This window comes from Microcoleus sp. A003_D6, assembly GCF_036702825.1.
Taxonomy (GTDB): domain Bacteria; phylum Cyanobacteriota; class Cyanobacteriia; order Cyanobacteriales; family Microcoleaceae; genus Microcoleus.
On record NZ_JAUBWA010000109.1, the window covers coordinates 1 to 24114 of the forward strand.

At 44.9% G+C, this 24114-nt stretch carries 15 protein-coding genes; 9 read left to right on the forward strand and 6 right to left on the reverse strand.

The window, feature by feature from the left end; translation table 11 throughout:
* Positions 1–180 precede the first annotated feature (180 nt).
* The 3 genes from QUB70_RS24730 to QUB70_RS24740 form a co-directional block, all read right to left on the reverse strand.
* Positions 181–5373, reverse strand: coding sequence for a PAS domain S-box protein (locus QUB70_RS24730; protein WP_332984050.1), 5193 nt, complete (start codon positions 5371–5373; stop codon positions 181–183).
* A 326-nt stretch (positions 5374–5699) separates the two neighbouring features.
* Positions 5700–6992, reverse strand: a complete 1293-nt coding sequence (locus tag QUB70_RS24735; RefSeq protein ID WP_332984052.1) for an ATP-binding protein — start codon at positions 6990–6992, stop codon at positions 5700–5702.
* 157 nt (positions 6993–7149) lie between these two features.
* Complete coding sequence (locus tag QUB70_RS24740) at positions 7150–9468, reverse strand: tetratricopeptide repeat protein (protein ID WP_332984053.1); 2319 nt, start codon at positions 9466–9468, stop codon at positions 7150–7152.
* A 160-nt stretch (positions 9469–9628) separates the two neighbouring features.
* Between QUB70_RS24740 and QUB70_RS24745 the strand changes: the two genes are divergently transcribed.
* Positions 9629–12175 carry a glycosyltransferase gene (locus QUB70_RS24745; RefSeq protein ID WP_332984054.1) on the forward strand — a complete coding sequence of 849 codons (2547 nt, stop codon included), beginning with the start codon at positions 9629–9631 and terminating at the stop codon, positions 12173–12175.
* A gap of 9 nt (positions 12176–12184) precedes the next feature.
* On the opposite strand, the gene QUB70_RS24750 is transcribed toward QUB70_RS24745, so the two are convergent.
* On the reverse strand, positions 12185–12349 hold the full coding sequence (locus QUB70_RS24750; protein ID WP_332984055.1) for a hypothetical protein: 165 nt from the start codon (positions 12347–12349) through the stop codon (positions 12185–12187).
* Positions 12350–12356: 7 nt separating this feature from the next.
* On the opposite strand from QUB70_RS24750, the gene QUB70_RS24755 reads away from it, so the two are divergent.
* Positions 12357–15863: a glycosyltransferase gene (locus QUB70_RS24755; RefSeq protein ID WP_332984057.1), complete on the forward strand. Its 3507-nt coding sequence runs from the start codon at positions 12357–12359 to the stop codon at positions 15861–15863.
* A gap of 72 nt (positions 15864–15935) precedes the next feature.
* Positions 15936–17264, forward strand: a complete 1329-nt coding sequence (locus QUB70_RS24760; RefSeq protein ID WP_332984058.1) for a GH39 family glycosyl hydrolase — start codon at positions 15936–15938, stop codon at positions 17262–17264.
* A 407-nt stretch (positions 17265–17671) separates the two neighbouring features.
* Here QUB70_RS24760 and QUB70_RS24765 read toward each other — a convergent pair whose 3' ends face one another.
* On the reverse strand, positions 17672–17971 hold the full coding sequence (locus tag QUB70_RS24765) for a contact-dependent growth inhibition system immunity protein (RefSeq protein WP_332984059.1): 300 nt from the start codon (positions 17969–17971) through the stop codon (positions 17672–17674).
* On the reverse strand, positions 17968–18507 hold the full coding sequence (locus tag QUB70_RS24770) for an RNase A-like domain-containing protein (protein WP_332984061.1): 540 nt from the start codon (positions 18505–18507) through the stop codon (positions 17968–17970). Before QUB70_RS24770 ends, QUB70_RS24765 begins: the two co-directional genes overlap by 4 nt.
* A gap of 300 nt (positions 18508–18807) precedes the next feature.
* Here QUB70_RS24770 and rfbF point away from each other — a divergent pair, with 300 nt between their 5' ends.
* The 6 genes from rfbF to QUB70_RS24800 all read left to right on the forward strand — a co-directional run.
* Positions 18808–19584, forward strand: coding sequence for a glucose-1-phosphate cytidylyltransferase (gene rfbF / locus QUB70_RS24775; protein WP_332984063.1), 777 nt, complete (start codon positions 18808–18810; stop codon positions 19582–19584).
* Positions 19585–19784: 200 nt separating this feature from the next.
* A complete protein-coding gene (locus tag QUB70_RS24780; RefSeq protein ID WP_332984064.1) occupies positions 19785–20846 on the forward strand; it encodes an acyl-CoA dehydrogenase family protein in 1062 nt (353 codons plus the stop codon).
* A gap of 118 nt (positions 20847–20964) precedes the next feature.
* Positions 20965–21696 (forward strand): cyclase family protein, encoded by a 732-nt coding sequence (locus QUB70_RS24785; protein ID WP_332984066.1) that lies wholly within the window; start codon positions 20965–20967, stop codon positions 21694–21696.
* Between the two features lie 278 nt (positions 21697–21974).
* On the forward strand, positions 21975–22721 hold the full coding sequence (locus tag QUB70_RS24790) for a DUF1995 family protein (protein WP_332984067.1): 747 nt from the start codon (positions 21975–21977) through the stop codon (positions 22719–22721).
* Between the two features lie 207 nt (positions 22722–22928).
* Positions 22929–23708, forward strand: a complete 780-nt coding sequence (locus QUB70_RS24795) for a metallophosphoesterase family protein (protein WP_332984069.1) — start codon at positions 22929–22931, stop codon at positions 23706–23708.
* A gap of 175 nt (positions 23709–23883) precedes the next feature.
* Positions 23884–24114 (forward strand): helix-turn-helix domain-containing protein (locus QUB70_RS24800; RefSeq protein WP_332984071.1); only part of this gene is annotated, 231 nt, incomplete at its 3' end.

The following is a 24114-nucleotide window of genomic DNA, read 5'->3' on the forward strand; positions in this document are numbered from 1 at the left end:
CTTGTGGAATGGGCCGGAGAGCCCGTTCCAGAATTTGATTAAAAGGATTTTTGCAAGAGGTCTAATGACTAATGACTAATGACTAATGACCACTGACCACTAACCACTGACCACTGACCACTGACTACTGACCACTGACCACTGACCACTGACTACTGACCACTGACCACTGACTACTGACTACTGACCATCGATATATTGCTTTAAAATATTCCGAATTTGTTTGAGCTGAAATCCCTTAGCAAGTTGGCGCAGCTTCGAGACAAACGGCACTAATTTTTGCTCTAAACTCTCCAGCTTAGCACTCTCCTCAAAAATTTCTTCAATGTCGCCCATAGCTGCGAGTTTCAAAAGTTTTGCTACCGACTCAGAAGCCGCAGGTAACAGAGAAGAATAAGCAGGAAAACCAGATGCTGGTGACAAACTGGGAGTTTTGCGCTTTTTGCTTTCCGAAGATTCCTCGTAAGTCCATTCTAGTCCCAAATGCACGCGCAACTGTTCCAAAAAGTGATTTGCTTCGATCGGCTTGGGAAGAAAATCATCGCACCCTGCGAGGATGCTCTCTTGCTGCGTAGACTCGAAAACGCTAGCGGACAGAGCGATTAACACCACATCTTTTAATTCCGGCAACTGCCGCAGTCTCCTGGCAGTTTCTAAGCCATCCATTACAGGCATCCGCAAGTCCATTAAAATGATATCCGGTTGAAATTCAACTGCTTTGGAGAGGCATTCTTGACCGTTTTGGGCCTCTGCAATTTCAAATCCCAAACGCCGCAGCAGCCTGCACAATAAATCGCGATTTAGTTGATTGTCATCCACGATTAGCACTTTCCGCTTGTTGCCGACAAAACCGACAATCCAGCGTTTTTCCCGAAAAGGAGACACATCCAAGTACAGTTTGGCGGCTGGCAATTCTAAATCCAGCCAGAAAGTGCTGCCTTTCCCCAAAGTGCTGTTAACGCGAATTTCGCTGCCCATCAGTTTCGCTAATTTCTGGCTGATAGAGAGTCCGAGACCCGTACCTTCAACAAAAGTATTGCTTCCTAGTTGGTGGAAGGGCAAAAATATTTCTTCTAACTTGCTTCGCTCTATTCCAGTGCCGGTATCCTCGATTTGAAAGCGGATTTTTAAAGGGTGTTGGGCTGCGTTCGCATTGTGGGCGAAGCGCATATAATTTTGTTTCAGTTCCGAACTCAAAATCGATAATTCATAATTTTCTCCTTGCCCTCGACTCCAGGCCATTGTGCCGACATAGCCGACTTTGAAACTCACTCCGCCGCTGTTAGTAAATTTAACGGCATTGCTGAGTAAATTTATGAGAATTTGGCGCAATCTTTTTTGATCGACACGGACGCAGCTAGGCAGGGGAGATACTTGTTCGTAATTGAAAGAAATTCCTTTTTGAGAGGCCCGCATCTGAAAGAGATCGGCAATGTTTTTCGTGAAATTTAGAAAATTCAACTCTTCCGGGTAGAGATCCATTTTTCTAGCTTCGATTTTGGAAAGGTCTAAAACATCGTCGATTAACATCAGCAGGTGTTTACCGCACTGTTGAATGTTGCTGAGACTTTCTTGCTGATCTTCGCTTAAGTCTTTGTCGGTTTTGAGGATTTGAGCGTAACCTAAAACGCCGTTTAAAGGCGTGCGCAGTTCGTGGCTCATGTTGGCGAGAAATTCGCTTTTGGCGCGGTTGGCTCTTTCTGCGGCTAATGCGGCTTCTTGGAGGGCGGATTCTGCAAGTTTGCGATCGGCAATTTCGGTTTGTGCTTGTTCAAATAGCGTCGATTGCTGGATCGCGATCGCCAATTGCACGCACAATTGCCGGAGGGATTCTATTTCTGAGGAATCCCAGGGACGGGGGCCGCTGCAATCCTGGGCGATCAGCAGTCCCCAGAGCTGATTTTCTGCGGTTTGTTGGGTCTGGGAAATGCTTTCTCGTGCTTTTAAAATCGGCACTATTAAGTTAGCTTTTATTTCAAATTCTTCGAGAAGTTTCAGGTGGCATTCCGTCAAATTTTCCCGGTAAATATCTTCCATAGATCTAATACAGCCTTGCTGATAAATATCAACAAATTTCTCTCTAAAACAGCCATCAAGATTGTTAAAATTTCGCAGCGAAATTCTATCTCGGGCCACGGATTCCACAACTACAATGCCGCTCCAGTCGGGATTAAAGCGGTAAATAACTGTGCGGTCTGTTTGCAAAAATTGCCGCACTTGTTCGACAGCAGCGGTGAGGACTTCTTCTAAGTTAAGGGAGGAGCGAATGCGATCGAGCATGGCAACTACCAGCCGTTCTCGCCTTAATTGCAGCAGCAGCGCCATCTCGGCTTGTTTGCGTTCGGTGATGTCGGTAATTACTCCCACTAGCCCGATTAAATTGCCAGTTTCATCTTGAATGCAGTCGGCACGAAATAAAGTCGTTACCAGTTGGTTGCTTTTAGTTTTGATTTGGAGTTCGCCTTGCCAAGATTTGCCTTTGCGGACTGTTTTAAACATTTCTACCAGCACTTGACTTCGGGGGTAAAGTGCCGTTGCTCCGCCTGCTGTGTTGAGTTCTTCTGCTGTGTAGCCGTACCGCTGAACAAAGGCTTGATTGTGGTAGATCGATCGCCCTGTCAAGTCAGCAATGCCGATCGCATCGCTGGTGCTTTCTACGGCTTGAGTAACTCGCAGTAGGTCTAATTCTGCTTGTTTGCGATCGCTAATATCAGTAATAGTGCCGATATAGCCTTTAATTTCCTGATTCTCTCCGATTTCTGCAATTGCTTGACCGATGACCCAAATTACACGATTGTCTGGACGCTGAAAGCGGTATTCTGATTTAAAAGGAATTTTGTCAATAATGGCCCGATACCATTCATTTCTCACCCGCTCCGCATCCTCGGGATGTATAGAATTCATCCAGCCAGTTTCTGCTGCTAATTCTGCGTTTAATCCCGTGATTTCGCTCCACCGCTGATTGACATAAAGGCAATTGCCAAACGCATCGCTGTGAAATATGCAAACCGGCGATGCTTCTGCCAAAGTTTGATAGCGGCGCTGGCTCAATTGCAGTGCTGATTCTGCTTGTTTTCTTTTGGTGATATCGCGGACGATCGAAATTATCTCGCCGCCTGCAAGCATTGTCAGCGACAATTCTTGAGGGAACTTACTACCGTCGCGGCGCTGACCGATCGCTTCTATATTGCAGTACCCTTTTTGCTGGAGCACCGGCATTACTTGTCGTTCAAAATATTGAATTTCTGCTTGGCTGTAAAGCATTTCCCATGTCTCCCCATACAGTTCGCTAGCGCTAGCCAAGCCGTACATTTTGAGATAAGCGTCGTTTGAATAAATGCATTTATTATTATTAAAAATGGCGATGCCGTCGTAAGCCGCAGCCATTGCTACTGCTTGCCGCTGGAGTTTGGAGTCTGCTTGTTTGCGAGAGGTAATGTCGTGACCGACTGAATAGATTAAACCTTCTTCGCTAAATGGCGATGACGTCCACAGCAGGCATTTGTAAGAACCATCTTTGCAGAGATAGCGGTTTTCAAAGGAGATACTGGAGGTACCGGCTATTAGTTTTGCCTCTTCGGCTGCGGTAGCTTTTCGATCGTCTGGATGAACAAATTCGAGCATCGGCTTGGAAAAAAGTTCGGCGCTGCTGTAGCCCAGGACATTTGACCAAGCCGGGTTTAATCGTTTAAAATATCCATCGAAACCTACAATGCAAAGCAAGTCTAAGGAGATGGTAAAAAAGCGATCGCGCTCTGTTTGTGCCTGCTTTAATTCAGTGATATCCATCACTAAACCGTCCCAGAGAATATCGCTTTCGCTCCCGGATTTGCTCTCATTATTGAGCCTTTCCGGTCTCGCCGCTCCTTGCAGCCACTTAACTTTTCCCGATGGCAGGGTATGCCGCCACTGCTGCTGCCAAGGTTCCAGCGTAGCGGCTGAAATTGCGATCGATGCTTCAAAATCTAAGATATCGTCTGCGTGAATTCTGCTGAAAATTATGTCTGCATTTTGCTCTATTACTTCTGGCTCTAATCCGTACAGTTCGCGACTACTTGAAGATACGTAGGGAAAAGATTTTTCTCCATTTGCTGACCTTCGGAATTGATAAATTATTCCCGGCATATTAGCTACCAGTTTTTGAAATCGAGCTTCGCTTTTTTCCAGGGCTTTTTGCTGCCGTCTCTCTTCGGTAATATCTCTAATTGTCCCTACTATTACTTTACTGCCGTCTGCTATTTTAAAAACGCTTTTTTTGGTAGAGATGATGTGTTCTTTCCCCGCGGTGTCTGTGAATTTTTCTTCAGTTTCCAAGCAGGCACCCGTTGTCAATACTTCTTCATCTTTTGTCCAAAAAACAGCAGCCTCTGATTGGGGGAAAAAGTCATAATCTGATTTGCCCAGCAGTTCTTGCCGCGATTTGCCGAGCAACTGACAAAAAGCATCATTTAATATCATCCAGCGGTGTTGCTCGTCTTTGACAAAAATTGGGTCTGGCGTAGCATTTATGGTGTGGTTTAAAAATTCTTCTGACGCTTTCAGTTTGGCTTCGTAGCGGTAGCGATCGCTCACGTCCAACACTACTTCGATCATCCGGTCGATCGACCCGTTCTGGCGGCGGATGCAGCGCAGGGAAACTCGCGTATGAACTATTTCGCCGTCTTTTTTGAGCCACCTTTTGTCTGAGATGTAACCGTCGATCGTACCTGCTAACATCTGAGAAAGTTTTTCTGTAGAGGCATCAAAATCCTCTGGATGAATCAACTCCAGCCAATTCTTTTGCACGAGTTCGTAGCGATCGTAGTCCAGCAAATTGCACAGCGCATCGTTAACTTCTATCCAGTTGCAATTTTGAGGAATTTCGCGGTCAATAATTGGAGCGAGGATGGCAATTCCCATCAGGGAATTTTCCACCACCGAGCGATATTTTTCTTCGCTGTTTCGCAAAGCATCTTGACTGTTCTGGCGTTCTATGGCGTAACGGAGCGATCGAATTAACAGTTCGCCGTCGATTTTTCTTTTGACTAAATAATCCTGTACGCCCAGCGAAATTAACCGCAGGGCAAGCTCTTCGTCGTTTTGAGCGGTCAGAACTACGATCGGCACATTTACCCCGTACTCTTGTATCCTAGCAACCGTCTCGATTCCCAGACTGTCTGGCAGTGAAAGGTCTAATAAAATTATGTCAAAAGTTTCTTCATTCAATCGCTGCTGCGCTTCGCTGAGGCGCTCTACTTTCGTCAGCAATATACGCTGCGACCCGCTAATTCCTGATAGCAAATCTTCAATAAGCTCAGCTTCCTGAGCGTTGTCTTCTACTAACAGAACTTTAAAGCAGGTAGGAGGCACAGCTAAGTTAAAAACTGCTTTCATAATAGTTATCAATCAAAAAAACTTCAAGCTAACTTTGATTTCACCTTTTATTTCCGGGGCAGTTATTAAATTGCACCTACACATACATCGGCTCTTTCAAAATTTAGGTCAGATATTTAGGTCAGATTGCGGGGTGAGCGATCGCTAGAAAGATTGTGTTTAAGAGTTATAATTGTATCACGAACCAACTCGGCTGTCAACGCGAAACATTTTTTATTCTAACTTGCAATTTAACTTCTACCTTGTACCTTCTAGCTTCTGCCTTAAAATATAAAATTTTATTCAGCTTCCGCTGCCTTCTAGCTTCTGCCGAAAGTATATCTCGATTAAGCGAGAGTAAAGTGAAAAGTTGAACCTTGACCCAGTTCCGACTCCACCCAAATACATCCGCCGTGACGTTCCACAATCTTTTGACAAATTGCTAAACCAATACCTGTCCCAGAATATTCTTTTTGAGTGTGCAAGCGCTGGAAAATTTGAAAGATGCGTTCTTGATGCTGCGTCGCAATCCCAATTCCATTATCCGAGACAGAAATTAACCAGTCTTTCTCCTGCTTGCAAACGGTAATATGAACCACCGGCGGTGCATCGCGGCGATATTTAATCGCATTGCCGACTAAATTTTGAAAGAGCTGTACGAGCTGAGAAATATCCCCCATTACCGCTGGCAATTCGCTTACGGTGACAACTGCTTGAGTCTGGCGGATTGCCCCTTGCAGGTTCGCGAGTGCTTGCTCGACTGCGTGATTGCAATCTGTCAGTTGAAAAGGTTTCTGACTCCGGCCAACTCGCGAATATTCGAGCAAATCGTCAATTAAAGTTTGCATTCTCGTGCAGCCATGAACGATATTGCCGATAAACCTACTAGCTTGACTGTCGAGTTGGTCTTTGTAGCGTTTTTCTAAAAGTTGAGCGTAACTGGCAATGGTTGCTAAAGGCGCCTGCAAGTCGTGAGAAGCCACATAAGCAAATTGTTCTAGTTCCGCATTTGAACGCGCCAATTCTTGGTTAGATTTTAAGAGAGCCGATTCGGCGCGCTGCCGGTTCGATATCTCTTGTTGGAGCAGCAAATTTTGCTCTTGCAGGACTTTTTCTACGGCGCGGCGGCTGCTAATTTCTTGTTGCAGGATTTTGTTTTGTTCGTGAATGTTTTTTTCAACGACTAAGCGGTTGTTGATTTCTTCTTGAAGCAGCACATTTTGTTCTTTTAGCTGCTTTTGTAAAGTCCGCAGGGTGAGGTGACTTTCGATGCGGGCGAGCACTTCTTCAAACTGAAATGGCTTGCTGATGTAGTCAACTGCTCCCACAGCAAATGCGTTTACTTTGTCGAAGACTTCATCTTTAGCGCTGATGAAAATTACCGGAATTTCGCAAGTTTTAGCTTCTGATTTCAGGTGCTTACACACTTCGTAGCCGTTCATTTCCGGCATCATTATGTCGAGCAAAATCAAATCCGGCGGATTAGAATTGCAGGCTCTCAGAGCCATTTGCCCGTTAATAACGCAGCGGGGTACGTACCCCCGATGAGTCAATATCGTAGCCAACAGACGCAGGTTTTCTGGCGTATCGTCTACTACTAAAATGTTTCCTAATTGCGTTTGCTGTAGGTTGTTATTCATTTGATTAATTATTTTCCGGTTTTTACAAAAAATGTTGGCGACTATTTTGTTTTTAATTTCATTGCTTCTATAGCCGCCAGTTATGAATTGTTCACAATTAACTGTTACTTTCTTTCCTACTCTCAGTCTACCTTTAATATTTTGAATTGGCTAATTATCACAGGCTTAGCAGCAGAGTCAGAGCATTATTGTTCCACGTCATTTTTTTGTCTGAGACCTTAAATCCAGCTACTTTACACATAGCTTCTAAAGCAGTAGCTGTAGGCAGCCACCACCACGGGCCAAAGTCGTTGATGTCAAAAACTGCTTTCTCTGTTATCCCTATAAGTTGGTTCTTGTTGATGTATTGCCGCCAATAAGCTGTTAAAATAGCTCGTTCTGCGTCGTCCAAAGCTGGAATAAACATTACTCCAGAAGCGGGAATTTCATAGCGTCCCAACTCATTCTCTATAACTTCTTGGGTAATAGCTGAAGTGAAAATTAAATGCTCGCGAGTTATCTGACGCAAAGCAACTAAAATCTGCAACGGATGGGGGTGATGGTACAAAACTCCTGCACAGTGAACTACATCGTAAGGCTCGCTAATTTCTGCCAGCTTAATTTGAGTGATATCTTGGCTAATACAATGATAATTAACAATGTTTAAACTGGTCATCCGATCGCGAAAATCTTGCCACAATTGTACGGATATCGGCATTACATCAATCATTGTGACAGCGGCTGCGCCGTATTTGGTAGCTACAGATACTTTTTCGCTGACAGTTCCCCACAATCCGCCGACTTCTGCAAAAATCTTGCCTTTGACTACTCGCGCAATGTAGCGATCGCGAATGTCATGAGCCTCTAACTCTAATAATATACTGGATTCCCCTGTTTGACGCTGTTTTTCTAAAATATCCTCTAATTTTTGAGATATTTCTGGATTTTTTGGTCTAATTTCTAATGCCATCAAGTACAACATTATGGCTTCGTTACGCCGATCGCTCTCAGCAAAGTTTTGGGCTATTTCGCAGTAAAATTCAGGAGCGTGCAGCGGCTGCATTTGGTGGTGATAGTAGCTAGTTGCTACATCTGAATCAACCGGAGTTCTTTTAATCAGAGCCTTACCTAGCTTGATGTAAATCTCCGGTAGATACGGCTCGATTTTAAGCGCACAAAGGTAGGCGGAAACAGCATCATTCCATTCGTGACTTTCACTCAAAGCATCGCCTAAATTGTAATAAGACCAAGAAATACGGGGATTAAGTTCAATAGCACGTTGGTAAGCAGTAGCTGCTGCTTTCCACTGTTGAGTTTTTAACAGCGCTTCTCCTAAATTGTGGTAAGTCCAAGAGAATTCTGGATTGAGTGCGATCGCCCGCCGATAAGCGAGTGTTGCTGCTGCAAAGTTTTGAAGTTTAACTAAAGTCAAAGCTAAGTTATAATGAGACCAAAATAAATCTGCATTTAGGGCGATCGCCTGTTCGTATGCAGCCTCAGCTTCCGACCATCTTTCTAGTTTAACAAGAGCATCCCCTAACTGGTGAAAAGCTGAGAAAAAATTCGGATCTAATTCAGTAGCGCGCTGGTAAGCTGCGACGGATTCCGACCATTGTTCTAATCGATCGCAAGCTGCACCGATGCTGTAGTAAGACCAAGAATAATCCGGGTTAATTTCAACAGCCGTGCGGTAGGCGATCGCAGCTTCTTGCCATTTTTCTAAATTGAGCAGCACGCTGCCTAAGTTGTAGTATGACAAAAAAGAATTGGGATTTAAATCAATACTTTTTCGGTAGGCAGCCTCCGCTTCGCGCCAGAGTTCCTTGGCTTGCAAAACATTGCCTAATTTGTAATGAAACTCCGAAATGTCCGGCTGGAGTTGAATAGCTTTGCGGTAGTTAACAATAGCTTCGTCCCACTGCTTTAGCTCGCTAGCAGCTTCGGCTATTTTGCAATAAGCTTCGCAAAAGCTGGGGTTTAAATAAATCGTGCGGTGGTAACAAACTAGCGCTTTTTCTGGCTTATTTTGGGACAGCAGAGTATTACCTAAATCGAGATATTCTTCTGCTATTTCTATCGGTTCCACGATGAGTGCTTGATACCAACAGTCTGCCGCTTCTTCAGCTTTGCCGACTTGGGTAAATATCCGGCTCAAATTACGGTAAAATCCTGCAAAGTTTGGTTGCAGGGAGATGGCTTTTTGGTAACAGCCGATCGCCTCTTGCCACTGTTCCAAAGTAGCGCAGAGAGTGCCGAGGTTAGCAAAAGCTTCGGCAAAATCCGGTTGCTGGGCGATCGCAACTTTATACCAATACCTTGCGTCTTCTAGTTTACCCTGAGCTTGCAGCGCCTTTCCCAAGGTCTTGCAAGTCTCGGCAGAATTGGGTTCAGATGCCAAAACTTGCTGGCAAAGTGCGATCGCGCGATCGAAGTTGCCTGTAGCTAAATAAAGTTCTGCCTGTTGCTGAAAATTCACCTGCGCTGTTTCCGAATTCATTTTTTATTTTCCTTTTGAGTAATCATTCCATGTAAGATTATATGCTACAATTTGCCAAACTTCAAGTTTCTGTAAGTATAGCTAGCGAGCACAGAATAGTGCTGAATGTCCGCGAGATTAATATAAACTAGACAGTAATAGGTTAACAGCGAGCTAAATAATGTCAACAGTCAATTCAACACCGCTAATCAGCGTAATTATACCTGTATATAATGGCGATCGCTACATCGTGCAAGCGGTAGAAAGCGCCCTCTGTCAAACTTTTACTCATTTGGAGATTATAGTTGTAGACGATGGTTCTACAGATCGCACGCAGCAAGTATTGCAGCCTTATTTTGACAAAATTCGCTACATATATCAGGAAAATCAAGGAGTAGCAGCCGCCCGAAATCTTGCTTGCCAACTAGCCCAAGGCGAGTTTTTGGCATTTCTAGATGCCGATGACTATTTCCTACCATCCAAGCTAGAGAAACAACTAGCTTGCTTTGACCATGACCCCGCATTAGATATGGTGCAAACAGGTTGGGTAATCGTCGATGAAAGCGGGCGAGAGATTTCTGCTATCAAGCCTTGGCAGCAAGCCTCTAAATTAGATTTAGAAAGCTTTATTCTATATAAATGCGTGCGACCGAGTGCGATGATGCTGCGCCGAAAGTGGTGGGAAAAATTGGGCGGTTTCGATTCTCAGTTTCCACTAGCAGAAGATTTAGACTTTGCCTTGCGTTTAGCTTTAAAGGGGTGCAAAGCAGTTTGGTTAGAAGAGACACTTATCTGTTATCGCCAGCACGATTCTAACCTCATGTCAATCGGTTTTCGCGTAATGAAGAATATAGAAATAGTGATGAAAAAATTCTTCGCTCGACCCGATTTGCCTCAGTCAATCCGGCACTTAAAAAACCCGGAACGCTATCAATGCTTAAAGTGGCTGGCATGGCGGATGTATCGCGACGGCCATCTAGCAGAGATGGCTCAGTGTTTAGAAGAGTCATTACAATATACGCCTTTTTCGCCCACACAAACAGTCTTGAATTGGCTGGAAAGTTTTCAGATGGCTTCTGAGGAATACGGTGAAAATTTTGACGCTTATTCGCTGAGTAAGTTAGCCCAATGGCAAGAGATAATTTTGATGGTGATGACTAATCCACCCCAATCTCAACAGAGTTCTATTCCCACACCTTCAAAAGCGCAAGCCCACATTCTACTCTACAACACCGACGATCCGGGCGTGGGAGGATTAGCGCAGTACAATCATGCCATTCTTTGTCAGTTAGCCTTATTAGGCTATCGAGTCACTTGCGTGCAAACCAAACATTCTAGCCCCTTGCTGGAGCGAGAACGAGAGTTAGGTATAGAGCATTTGTGGCTGGATTTTAGCGGCCATAAAGATTTACAGCGGGTGTTAAGAAATACTCAGGATGCCAAAGAGATTTTTGCTAGCAATCAACCGGATATGATTATTTTTAGCGATGGTTGGCCCTTTTCCAATTTTGCAGCTAAACAGGTAGTTATTGAAATGGGAATACCATACATGATGGTGATTGGGTTAGTTATGCCAGAACACGCAACTTTTGCCTGCGGGGATGTAGTGCCTTATGTACAAGGAGTGCTTCACCACTGCCTGCAAGCTAGAGCCTTGATTGTTGGCGCTTACGAACATTTGAATTTATTGTGCCAACATTTCAAGTTGCCAAAAGAGCGAGGACAAGTGATTTATTTGGGGCGTTCTCCTGAATATTTTGCACCTCCTAATGCTGCGGCTCGTCAACGCCTGCGACAAGAAATAGGAATTCCTGAAGATGCGATCGTCTGTTTCACATCTGCTCGATTGGCATCGATTAAAGGGCATCGATATCAGATTGAAGCAATCAAGCAGTTGCAGCAGTCTCCTGTGTGGTCTAAACTGTATTTTGTGTGGGCAGGAACTGGTGACGGAAGCGCTGACAATGTAGAAATAGAATTGAAGCAAACTATTAAAGAGTTAGGGGCGAGCGATCGCGTGAAGGCGATCGGACAGCGCTGGGATATCCTAGATTGGCTCGATGCTAGCGACATATTCATTTTGACTTCTCTAGCAGATGCAGCGCCTTCTCTTGCAGTCATGGAAGCGATGGCTAAGGGATTGCCGGTAGTTGCAACGGCTGTGGGCGGCATTCCTGAAGGGCTTGGCGATACTGGGAAATTGTTGCCCGATCCGAATAGCGATCCAGAGGGAACCGCGAGGGAATTGGCAAAAACTGTAGAAGCTTGGGCAATGAATCCAGAATTACGGCATCAAATCGGTCAAGCTTGCAAGCAGCGGGCCGAAAAACTATTCAAAGAGGAACGGATGTTGGCAGAGTCGATGGAGGCGATCGAAAAAGCTTTAGTTGGCGACGATCGCCAAACAGATCAATTTGTTACTAGAAAAGAGGTGCAGAGGTCAATAACGAAAATAGAAAGCCGGGTACACTACAGCTCTTTAGTATGGAATGCTTGGCAGGCTTACTGTCAAGAAGATCGAATCGCAATGCAGAAGTCGCTTCAAGAATCTTTGAAGTACACACCTTTTTTGACTACAGAAACGCTATTAAACTGGGTAGAATATTTTGGCAATTTTTCGTTAGCAAAAGGGCATAGCTTAGATACATATTCTCTAATAAACTCAGCAGAATGGCAACAATTAGTCGAGGAATTACAGGGCATTGAATCTGTATTTTATTCACGTTAAAATCGCCAATTAACATTTAAATTTCGGATTGCTGTCAGCAGTAGAATTGCATCTGCCTTCTTCCTTCTTCCTTCTTCCTTCTTTCTTCCTTCCTTCTTCCTTCTTCCTTCTTCCTTCTTCCTTCTTCCTTCTTCCTTCTTCCTTCTTCCTTCTTCCTTCTTCCTTATCACCCATAAAACTCATGTCAATAGCAAATCCGACACCGCGAGTAAGTGTAATTATTCCAGCATATAATGGCGATCGCTACATCGCGCAAGCGGTAGAAAGCGTCATCAGCCAAACCTATAAAAACTGGGAAATTATCGTCATAGACGACGGCTCAACCGACGACACCCGCCAAGCATTGCAGCCTTATTTTGACAAAATTCGCTATGTTTATCAGGAAAACCAAGGAGTAGCTGCCGCCCGCAACCGAGGAATTCAGGAATCCCGAGGTGAATTAATTGCTTTTTTAGATCAAGATGACTTTTTCTTGTCCGATAAGTTAGCTGGACAAGTTGCGTTATTTGATGCTCAGCCATCACTAGGAATTGTTAATAGTGGCTGGCGAATGGTTAAAGAGCAAGGCGAAAGTATTTTCGATGTAAAACCCTGGGAATACTTGCCTCAGCTAGACTTAAAAACCTGGATTGTTTATCTGCCCCTACTTCCCAGCGCCATGATGTTTTCGCGGCAGTGGCTGGAACGAGTCGGTGGCTTTGATTCTCAGTATGATTCAGTAGATGATGCCGACTTAATCTTGCGTTTAGCACTATCTGGTTGCGAAGCTGCTTGGTTGCCTCAAGTGACAGTATGCTACCGCCAGCACGGGCAAAATGTGTCCATCCAGAGAGCGCTAAAACAGGCAAACCTTTGTATAAAATTAAAGCAAAATTTCTTCAGTCTATCCGACTTGCCAGAGGAAATCCGCCAATTAGAAAAGCAAGCTTTTTATGAAGCTCTGACATGGATGGCGTGGCAACTTTACTACAGCGGCTATCCCGCAGAAATGACTGAGTATTTGCAAAAATCTTTGGATTATACCCCATCCTCGCTGACACTAACTATAATAGATTGGGTAAAGCGTCTTATCGGAATTTCTAACACCTATGGCTGCCCAATTGATGGCATTGCTCTCAGAAAAATACCAGCATGGAAACAGTTAATGGCTAATATCATTCCTCCCAAAAAAGTGCGCGTCAGTGTCATCATCCCGGCTTACAACTGCCAGCGCTACATTGTCAAATCCGTAGAGAGTGTTCTGGGCCAGACTTATCAAAACTGGGAAATTATCGTCGTAGACGACGGCTCAACTGACAACACGCGCCAAGTTTTAGCACCTTACCTCGACTTAATTCAATACATCTATCAAGATAACCAAGGAGCAGCAATTGCTCGAAATCATGCTTGCAAATTAGCAAAAGGGGAATTTTTAGCTTTTCTAGATGCTGACGACTTCTTCCTACCCGAAAAACTAGAAAAACAAGTAGCTTGCTTTGACGCTGACCCCACATTAGATATGGTGCAAACAGGTTGGCTTATCGTTGGCAAAAACGACGAAGGCATTTATGCAATAAAGCCTTGGGAAGAAGCACCAAAGTTAGATTTAGAAGCCTTTGTTTTGTACAAATCAGTGCGTCCCAGCGCCATGATGCTGCGGCGAGAGTGGTGGGAACGCTTGGGCGGTTTCGATCATCGCTTGCCGCCAACCGAAGATTTAGATTTTGTGCTACGTTTAGCTTTAAAAGGCTGCAAGTCAGTTTGGTTAAAAGAGATATTAACCGGCTATCGTCAGCACGACAGCAATATCATGTCTAACGGCTCCAAATTAATGAGAAATACGGAAATTTTGATGGAGCAATTTTTTGCGCGGCCAGATTTGCCTCAGCACATCCGCGACTTGAAACGCACGGAACGTTACAAGTGTTTCGTATGGATAGCATGGCGGATGTACCGCGACGGATATTTGCCAGAAATGGTCGAAAGTCTGGAAAAATCTCTGCATTACACTCGTTTTACAGGGACTGAAACTGTTTTTAATTGGTTGGAAACTTTTAAGGGGGTTTCGGAACAGTACGACTACAACTTTGATGCCTATGCCTTAACCAATTTACAGGAATGGCAAGACATAGTGGCGATCGCAGCGAACAATCCTTATCAGTTTCAATCGGCTCCCAGTTTGACTTCTCGGCAGCCAACAAAGCACGTACTCCTGTACACAGAAGACTCAGGAGTCGGCGGTTTGGCTCAGTTTAACCACTCGCTGATGTGTAAATTAGCAGCAGATGGCTACCGAGTAACCAGCGTTCAAAGTCAAGCTTCTAATCCTTTAATTACCGAACAAAAACAGCTAGGTATCGAACATATTTGGCTAGAGTTCGACACGATGAAAGAGTTTTTGCGAATCGCTTACAATTTGGATGATGCTAAAAAGATTTACGCCCAGGCTCGACCGGATTTAATTATATTTAGTGACGGCTGGCCGATGGCTAACTTTGCAGCTAAACAAGTTGCGATCGAGCAAAAGATACCGTACATAATCAGTCTGGGTTATATCAATCGCAATTATGAAACCTTCGATCGCGGCGATCAAATCCCCTATTTCGATGCAGTTGCCTACCAGTACATGGTAGCCAAAGCAGCAGTAGCAGTTTCCCACGAGAATTTAAACTTGTTCCAAAGTTTATTTAAAGCGCATCTAGAACGGGGAAAAGTAATCTATTATGGCAGACCAAATAGTTATTTTGAGCCGCCGAATCTTTCCACTCGCCAACGCCTGCGTCAAGAACAAGGAATCCCCGAAAATGCTGTTGTTTGTTTTACGGCGGCGAGATTGACTCCCATTAAAGGATATCAGTATCAATTGCAGGCGATCGCCCAATTGAAAAATCGTCCAATTTGGCCCCAAATTTACTTTGTGTGGGCCGGCCCTGGGTCTACCACTCACGACAATCTGGAACCTGAATTAAGAGCAACTGTGAGCCAATTGGGAGTAGAAGAACAGGTTAAATTCTTAGGACAGCGCTGGGATATTGCCGATTGGCTCGACGCCAGCGACATCTTTATTTTATCTTCCGAAGCGGAGGGAATGCCACTAGCAATTATGGAAGCAATGGCGAAAGGATTGCCCGTAATTGCCACAGCAGTCAGCGGGATTCCCGAAGAATTGGGAGATACGGGAAAGTTGCTCCCAGATCCTACAATCGACCCCGCAGGAACAGTAAAAGAGTTGGTAGAAACGGTGGAAATATGGGCAGAAAATCCCGAATCGCGCCGACTTGCAGGACAAGCGTGCAAAGCGCGATCCCAAGAACTCTTCAAAGAAGAACGGATGCTTCGGGAATATGGAGAAATAATTGAACAGGCATTTGTAAGTGACGGTGATAGCGACAGTTTTTCTATTAGTCCGAAACTCCAAAAGCAGGTACAGCAAGGGGAGAGACTGCTGAAATACTATTATTTAGTGTGGAAAGCTTGGGATGCTTACGATCGCCGAGATATGTCCGAGATGGTGAATAATTTGCAATCTGCTTGGGCCTGCACCCCTTATTTTACCACAGAAACTATCTTTGATTGGGTGAAAAATTTTGGCATTTTTGCTGTGGAAAAAGGGGTTAGTTTCGATACCAACGAGCTGATCGACTCGCGTTCGTGGCAACAAGTGATAGAATCAATACAGGGTTTTGAAGTGTTTTCATCTGTTCGTTAAAACTGATCTCTTGCAGCATTCTTAGGAACGGGCTCTCCGGCCCATTCCACCAAACATCAACCACAGAAAAATATGCAATTTACATTCAAGTTCCCACGTATTAATAAACGGCTGCCAATTTGTTTAGCTATTGTCACTGTTCTGTTAATCGCCTATTTGGGACAGCCAAGAGCGATCGCCCAACTGCGATCGAACGTTACAGTAGATTTTGGACAGCCAGCCCCCGGTACAATTTCCATGAGCGGCATCCTGCACGGAATCGACACTGCCAAACCGCCGGATAGCTCGATCAAACCCTTGCAGCCCAAACTTTGGCGGGCGGGGAGACTCGATATTTACGATCGAGTAATCGCCAGCGGAGCCGAGTTTCAGTTAGTAGTTAGCGACTTGTGGGGCTACGGTAGCAATCCCAACGGCTGGCCCTATCAAAACTACCCCGCGTGGGAAGCATTCATCCGACAGTTAGCCCAGCAAAATAAAGGCAAGAAAATTATTTGGGATGTATGGAACGAACCAGATTTAAAAAATCCGTTTTGGAATGGAAGCAGAGAACAATTCTTTGAAACTTACAAAAGAGCTTACAAAATCTTGCGGGAAGAATTGGGGCCGTCAGCCACGATCGGCGGGCCGAGCATTACCAACTACAACAAAGAATATCTCGCCGCTTTTTTGAATTACTGCAAAGCGAACAAACTGGAAGTAAATTTCCTAGCTTGGCACGAACTCAACGATACCATGATCTTATTTGTTGACGATCATGTCATCGATGCTAAACGCAATTTTCAGCAAAGTCCCTCTTACAAGGAACTGAAATTGCAAAAAATTTACGTTAACGAAATTGTCGGGAACTTAGCGCAGTACCAGCCGGGGGAAATCTTAGGTTATTTGTATAACTTAGAGTATGCAAAAGCTGACGGTGCTTGCAGAGCTTGTTGGGAGAGTAAAGGGCCAAATAAAGTTAGCAATTGCTTCAACAATACGCTGAGTGGGATGGTCACGCCTAATACTTTTGAACCGAGAGCTGCTTGGTGGACATACAAAGCTTATGCTGACGGAGTTAATTCGCGGGTGCGGAGTCGATCGGATAACGATCGCCTTGTCGCTTTAGCCAGCAAGTCAAATCCTGAAGGTAAAGCACAGATACTTTTAGGTTATTTCGACCCCAATTACTCCTCAGCAACAACGGTGACATTAAACCTCGCGAATTTGGAGCAGCTAGGTCTTCAAAGGGGTCAGAAAATCACTCTAAAGTTAGAAAAAATTCCCAACAATCAAGAAGGATCGGTGCAGAAGCTTGTCACGGTTAAAGAAGAAAGTTTTTCGGTGGGTAGCGGCAGCTTGGCTTATGTTATCCCTAATTTCAACGTCCACGAAGGCTACTTATTGACGGTTAGCAAGTGAGCTAGCTATTCTATTGAATTGTGGACAAGTTGTAGGGACACGTCAGTGCCCATTGGTGTCAACTTAACGTTAAACCGATAGTCCGACACGGGTTGAAACCCCTGCCTCAAAGCTAAAGTCGTCTGAAGACGACTAATGAATTATTCAGTCCTCTTTTAGAGGACTTTGGCTATTAGACAGGGAATTCATTCCCTGGCGGACTAGCGGGTAGGCGCGAGGACTAGCGGACGAAAAGCTTAAGTTGACACCAATGGGCACTGCCGTGTCCTTACAAATATAGCCTTTCTCAAAAAGATGAGGTATGACTGATAGCTTAACTACTCAACTAAGAGGGCTAAAGCCCAACTACGTACCTCATCTTTCTGAGAACCGCTATATATAGCCGTGTTATTACAAATATATAGATTTTAGCTGGGATTATTCAAAGATTTTTGCACCGATTCCAACCATTCTCTGACTGTTTGATTTTCTGATTGGGGGTCGTAGTAACACCCTAATTCATCGAGGATGAATGCTTCTAAATCGGCTGGGGCGATCGGCATTTCTAGCAATTGGCTGAGTTCTTGCGATGCAGCTTCAACACTTTCGGGTGGTTCGCTGCTGCGGTAGTTGTTCACTACATCGCTGGGAGTGTCAGCTTCTAGCGGCCAGTCTTGGTGAAAGTAGGAACTGAAAAATTGCATTAAATAAGGAAATTGATAGATCATTGGGGATAAGCTGTGAGAATAAAGTATCCGGGAGGTAATTTGGCGCTGCGCTGGAGGACGATTCTCAAGCGAGATGCTGAAGTTGCTTTGGATGCGCGGCGACGCAGAGTAATGCCAATTATTCTGTTGGCGCTGTAGTCGATCGTATAACGATTGTCTCGACTTTTCACCCAGGAGTCGATCGCCTTTTGATTTCTGTTCATTGCTTCCCCAATAGCCGCTTCGGCGACGGAACGGTCACTAAAAGAAGATGCGGCAGAAATTCTCGTTTCGCTTGCGAGTCGCTGTGCTAGTTGTGCTTCTGTTTTGCCAACGTGTCTCTCTAAAGTGTGTCCTCCTGCTGATTCGTGAGAGTCTAATCCGCCGCCCGGTATGTTGGGTACAAAAGCTACGGTGCTTTGTGGTACAGTTGAGAGTTCCGGTGCTAACACCGTGGCGTAAACACCAGGTATTGCCGAGTGGAATAAGACTGTTATGGAGGCGATCGCGCACAGGATACTTAAAAACTGTTTTAGGCGATCGAGTTGATTTTTCATTGCTGTTAAATCTCTTTCTTATTTTTAGTATATGTGTTTGCTGTTTTTTTGTCTATTTCTTAATCTACTATTAGTAAGTTATAAATTACGCGCAGCATTTAAATATACGGTGCGCCGTGCATACCTACGATTATTCATAAATATACGGTGCGCAGTGCGCACCCTACGATTATTTATCATAATTCGCGATTTCTGCGGTTTACAAAGGTTCACTCACTATGAGAAAAAATTAATAATTCTTTGAAAAAATGACTGATGATTGATGATACATTAATTGATTATCTTTAAAAAATTGAAAAAATGCAAGTAGTTATCCTAGCAGGCGGTCTCGGTACTCGTCTCAGAGAAGAAACAGAATTTCGCCCCAAACCTTTAGTTGATGTTGGCGGGCATCCGATTATTTGGCACATCATGAAAACTTATGCCCACTACGGTTTCCAAAACTTTATTGTGTGCTTGGGCTATCGCGGCAACATGATTAAAGAATATTTTCTCAATTATGAAGCCATGAACAATGACTTTACTATCTGTCTGGGACGCAAAAATTGCATTACTTATCACGAGGAACATCGCGAACAAGATTTTAATGTTACCCTTGCTGAAACTGGCGCGGAAAGCCTGACTGGCGGGCGGGTAAAACGGATCGAAAAATATATCGATCGCGATAATTTCATGGTGACATACGGCGATGGAGTTGCTGATGTCGATATTGAGGCACTTGTGGATTTCCATAAGTCTCACGGAAAGCTGGCAACTGTCACTACATTTCGCCCGATTTCTCGCTTTGGAATTTTGGATGTAGACAGCAATAGCCGCGTAGTAGAATTTACTGAGAAACCTCAAATAGACGGCTGGATAAGTGTTGGATATATGGTATTTAACCGCCGGGTGTTTGAGTATTTGGGGGGAGATGATTGTATTTTAGAACAGGAGCCGATGCAGCGTTTGGCAGCAGAGGGAGAGTTGATGGCTTACCGTCACGATGGCTTCTTTTTTGCGATGGATACTTATCGAGAATACAAGTATTTAAACGAACTTTGGGAGGAAGGGAAGGCTCCTTGGAAAGTGTGGGAATAAGTTAGTTGTAGGATTCTCGGTCAGCCTTTTACGAACAGGCAAGATGCCTGTTCCACAAGAAATTTACTCTTTGTGGAACAGGCATCTTGCCTGTTCTTGAGAATGGTGCACAATGTGAGGAAACAAGTTAGTTTTGGAGTCTATTTTTAGGCTGGCTCACAAGAATTTAGAGAAAAATAACTATAAAATAATTATAAAAAATGGATTCCCAAGATATTCTAAACTGCACGGAAACTTACCTGCAAGAGTGCGTTGCACCCGGCGCGGAAATTATCGACAGCGACTCGGAAGCGCTGAAAATAGCAGTTGCTGGATTGGAATATCGATCGCTCTTAGCATTGCGAGTTCCCCAAAAATGGGGCGGCGCCGAAATTGCACCGGAGATTTTTTACCAATATCAGGAATTGACGGCTCGATATTCCGGCGCTTTGTCTTTTCTGCAAACTCAGCACCACAGCGCAACTGCGATGCTTGCCAACAGCGACAATGAACTGCTAAAAAGCAGATACTTGCGGGCGATCGCCCAAAAAGAGTTACGCTTGGGTGTTGGGTTTTCGCATTTGAGGCGATCGGGCAATCCTGCCGTCACCGCAACTTCCGCAAAAGATGGCTACTTATTATCAGGAAAAGTTCCTTGGGTAACAGGTTTTGGCTTGTTTCAAAAGTTTATTGTAGCTGCGGTACTTCCCGACGATCGCGCTGTTTTCGGTTTGCTACCTTTTGTCAATATTGAACGCGAATATGGTAAAATAACATTCAGCGAAATCATGCAGTTAATCGCCATGAACTCGACTAATACTGTGACAGCAACTCTCGATAATTGGTTGCTGCATGAATCGGAAATAATTTCAGTTAAACCTGTCGGCTGGATTTCGGAAAACGACAGCAAAAATATACTTAACTTTGTTCCCGGTACTTTTGGCTGTATTCAAGCGGGATTGGATGTAATTGCAGCAGTGGCGGCTGCTAAAAATTCACCTTTTATAGCGGCGGCTTGCCAAAAACTAGAGCAAAAGCTCGATCGGCTAAAACAGAATTTCGCACAATCTCAACATAGCTCGAAAGCAGAACAATTAGCGCTGCGAGCTCAAGCCATCGATTTAGCGGTGCGCTGCGGGCACGCTGCGGTTGCAGTTTCTAGCGGTGCGGCTAACGGTACGCTGCACCCGGCCGGGAGAGTTTATCGAGAAGCTTTGGTGTATACTGTTTCCGGGCAAACAAAGGATGTGATGGAAGCAACGCTCGATCGCATTGTCGGGTGATTCAATCGCTTTTAGATTTTAGTATTGTAGGGTGCGTCAGCTAGGATGATTTTCGATTTAGTCGATCGGCTAAGGGCTGACGCACCCTACCATTGAAATAACGTGAGTTTTTGTGCCGATGACAGACAACTTCAACTCAAACAATCTAAAAACGATCGCCTACAGCCAAATTATAGACTTAACCCATTCAATTCACCCAAATATTCCCATCTGGCCGGGCGATCCGGCGGCTGAATTTGAAACTGTATCTCAAATAGAAAAACACGGCTATTTCCTGCGAAAATTTTCTATGGGAGAACACAGCGGCACTCACATCAACGCACCCAACAGCTTTTATGCAGGAGGCGCCAGCATTGATAGTTATTCGCCGCAGTCGCTAGTTTCCCCCGCAATTGCGATCGACATCCGAGAGCAAAGTCTTGCCAATCCCGACTACACTTTAACAATAGACGATGTATTGGCTTGGGAACGGCATCACAAACTTATAGAACCGGGAAATGTAGTTTTATTGTATACTGGCTGGCAAGAAAAATGGGATGACGATCGAGCATTTTTCAACCGTGACGATCGCGGAATTTGCCATTTTCCCGGATTTGGCAAAGCAGCAACTCAATTTTTGCTAGAAGAACGTTCGATAGCCGGAATTGGCACCGACACTCACGGAGTTGATACCGGGCGCGATGAAAGTTTTGCCGTTAACAAACTGGTATTGGAAAAGCAGCGAATAGTGCTGGAAAATCTAGCAAATCTAGACTTGTTACCTGCGGCTGACATCATTTTAGTTATCGGAATATTGCGCCTTTTGGGAGGTTCGGGTTCGCCTGTGTCGGTGTTAGCTTTTGTTGCTTAGTGCGGTAAAACTTACATCTTGTACTATTCTCAAGAACGGGCAAGATGCCCGTTCCACAAAGAGTGGATTTTCTTGTGGAACAGGCCGGAAAGCCTGTTCCTAAACGGTAAAACTTATATCTTGTAATATTCTCAAGAACGGGCAAGATGCCCGTTCCACAAGAACATTGAGTTTTGTGGAACAGGCCGAAAAGCCTGTTCCTAAACAGGTAATTGAGAATGGTGCAATATCTCAGGTAAAATTGGATTGAGAGAAGTCGAGTAAAAACAATAAGATTAATGACAGAACTGCCCAAGGATCTCAACGAGGCGATCGCCCAATCCCGCATTGCAACCGCCGCCGCCCTCTCGGACGGTAAAACTCTACTGCAAGTCGAATTAATATTTCCAGAAATCGCCCTGCAAGCACAGTCTATTACCCAACAATTCCTCCCAGAATTTGAGGAAATCTACCCCGGAGTCAAAGTCTTTTTTCCAGACACCGGTGCGGCCGCCCTCGCGCGCCGAGACTGGGGAGAAACACCGTTTAAAGTCACTGATTTGGGCAGCAGTCGCACCCCTGTTGAAGATAAAATAGCACCGGAAGATCAACTGTTTCTGTTGGTGAACCCGGCGGCTGTAGAAGTGGCCCAAGTCGAAAAACTCTACATAGCTGCGGCCGGTCGTCCAGTAATTCTACTCAACCCGCGCCTCGAAGATGTTGCCACCATAGGTATAGGCTATGCGGGCCGCCAACTGCGCGATCGATTCCTCAGCAAAATCGAATCCTGCTACTACATCAGACCCCTAGACACTGCTGCTTTATTCCGCTGCTACCCCCAATCCTGGCAAGTGTGGCTGGAAACAAACGACGAATACGAACTAATTTCTGAAACTGCCCAAAAACCAGTTGGAGACGATTTAGAGCGGATTTTAGCCGCTTCTCTCCCAAGCGCCGATCCCGACTCCACCGCACCTGCAAAACCGCTAAAAAAGAAAGGTTTTCTGGCAGAGCTCCAGACATTCCTCAAAGCTTTGACTCAGTAACAGCAGTTGCAGAAGCACAATTAACAGCTTGCCAGTTTTGCTATCAGTAGCTACGGAAACAGATACTGGCGAGCTTTACTGAATTTTTATATAATGCAGTATAATGGGTGACACCCCTCCTCCGCAAAACAAAGGAGGAAATAGCAGCAAAATCATACGATCTAAGCTAGTGAGTGGGGTTTTGATTCAGGGAAGCGGATAAACACAGTGGAGCGCCGACGCATTGTTATCGGGGACGTACACGGGCATTACGACGGATTAATGCTGCTGCTAGAGGCACTTGCCCCCAGCTTGGACGATCGCGTCTATTTTTTGGGAGATTTAATCGATCGCGGCCCCAAAAGCGCTCAGGTATTAGATTTTGTACAGCACAGCCCCTACCAAACTCTGCTGGGCAACCACGAACAACTGATGCTGGAGGCTTTGTCGGGGGTGCCGATGGATATGCGGGCGTGGCAATCTTGGCTGTACAGCGGCGGCGATGCGACAGTAGCGAGCTACAGAGATACAGGGATGATGCCGTACAAACACTTAGATTGGCTGCGATCGCTCCCCACGCACATCGACTTAGGGGACATCTGGTTAGTCCACGCGGGCGTGCATCCCACAATGCCGATCGGTGAACAGTCGATCGAACAACTCTGCTGGATTCGCAAGGAATTTCACACCATGTCGAAACCGTATTTTCCCAATAAATTAATTATCACCGGTCACACGATCACCTTTACCTTTGAGGGCGTCAGGCCCGGCGAATTAGTCAGGGGCCAAGGGTGGTTGGATATTGACACGGGTGCTTATCATCCCAAAAGCGGCTGGCTGACAGGATTTGACCTCAGCTACCGCAGAGTTTATCAAGTAAATGTATTTAACAATCAAGTCCGAATTTTACCGTTTGACGAAGTTGTCAGACAATTGAAGCAGCAGCAGATTGGACTCCCGAAACCTGCTATGAACCCTGTGGTTCAACAGCAGGGTGCGCCAACTTAAGTCCGATCGATTAAATCAAAATTGACCTGCTTCTGACCGAAAAGCGAGACGCAAGCCTCTGGCTTTAGACACGGGGAAAAGTCGGCAGCGGTTTCAACCGCCTTCATTTCCGAGTTAGTCACAATCTTAACATAGATACAGTTTTCAACGATCATTTTACTGCTAAAATAGTTTGATGAAACAACGATATCAATACCGCATATATCCAAACCTTCAGCAAGTTCGTAGCCTTGCTAGATTGTTTGGTTGCTGTCGGGTTGTATGGAACGATTCACTAGCATTCTGTAACTCATCAAACAAGCTACCCAGTAATGGGGACTTGCAAAAAGCCTTCATTACTCAAGCTAAAAAATTAGAACAACGAGAATGGTTAGCGGAAGTATCGAACATCCCCTTGCAACAATCG

Coding starts and splice junctions, on each gene's coding strand:
- QUB70_RS24730 (WP_332984050.1), bottom strand. CDS start 5,373: ATGAAAGCAGTTTTTAACTTAGCTGTGCCTCCTACCTGCTTTAAAGTT.
- QUB70_RS24735 (WP_332984052.1), bottom strand. CDS start 6,992: ATGAATAACAACCTACAGCAAACGCAATTAGGAAACATTTTAGTAGTA.
- QUB70_RS24740 (WP_332984053.1), bottom strand. CDS start 9,468: ATGAATTCGGAAACAGCGCAGGTGAATTTTCAGCAACAGGCAGAACTT.
- QUB70_RS24745 (WP_332984054.1), top strand. CDS start 9,629: ATGTCAACAGTCAATTCAACACCGCTAATCAGCGTAATTATACCTGTA.
- QUB70_RS24750 (WP_332984055.1), bottom strand. CDS start 12,349: ATGGGTGATAAGGAAGAAGGAAGAAGGAAGAAGGAAGAAGGAAGAAGG.
- QUB70_RS24755 (WP_332984057.1), top strand. CDS start 12,357: ATGTCAATAGCAAATCCGACACCGCGAGTAAGTGTAATTATTCCAGCA.
- QUB70_RS24760 (WP_332984058.1), top strand. CDS start 15,936: ATGCAATTTACATTCAAGTTCCCACGTATTAATAAACGGCTGCCAATT.
- QUB70_RS24765 (WP_332984059.1), bottom strand. CDS start 17,971: ATGATCTATCAATTTCCTTATTTAATGCAATTTTTCAGTTCCTACTTT.
- QUB70_RS24770 (WP_332984061.1), bottom strand. CDS start 18,507: ATGAAAAATCAACTCGATCGCCTAAAACAGTTTTTAAGTATCCTGTGC.
- rfbF (WP_332984063.1), top strand. CDS start 18,808: ATGCAAGTAGTTATCCTAGCAGGCGGTCTCGGTACTCGTCTCAGAGAA.
- QUB70_RS24780 (WP_332984064.1), top strand. CDS start 19,785: ATGGATTCCCAAGATATTCTAAACTGCACGGAAACTTACCTGCAAGAG.
- QUB70_RS24785 (WP_332984066.1), top strand. CDS start 20,965: ATGACAGACAACTTCAACTCAAACAATCTAAAAACGATCGCCTACAGC.
- QUB70_RS24790 (WP_332984067.1), top strand. CDS start 21,975: ATGACAGAACTGCCCAAGGATCTCAACGAGGCGATCGCCCAATCCCGC.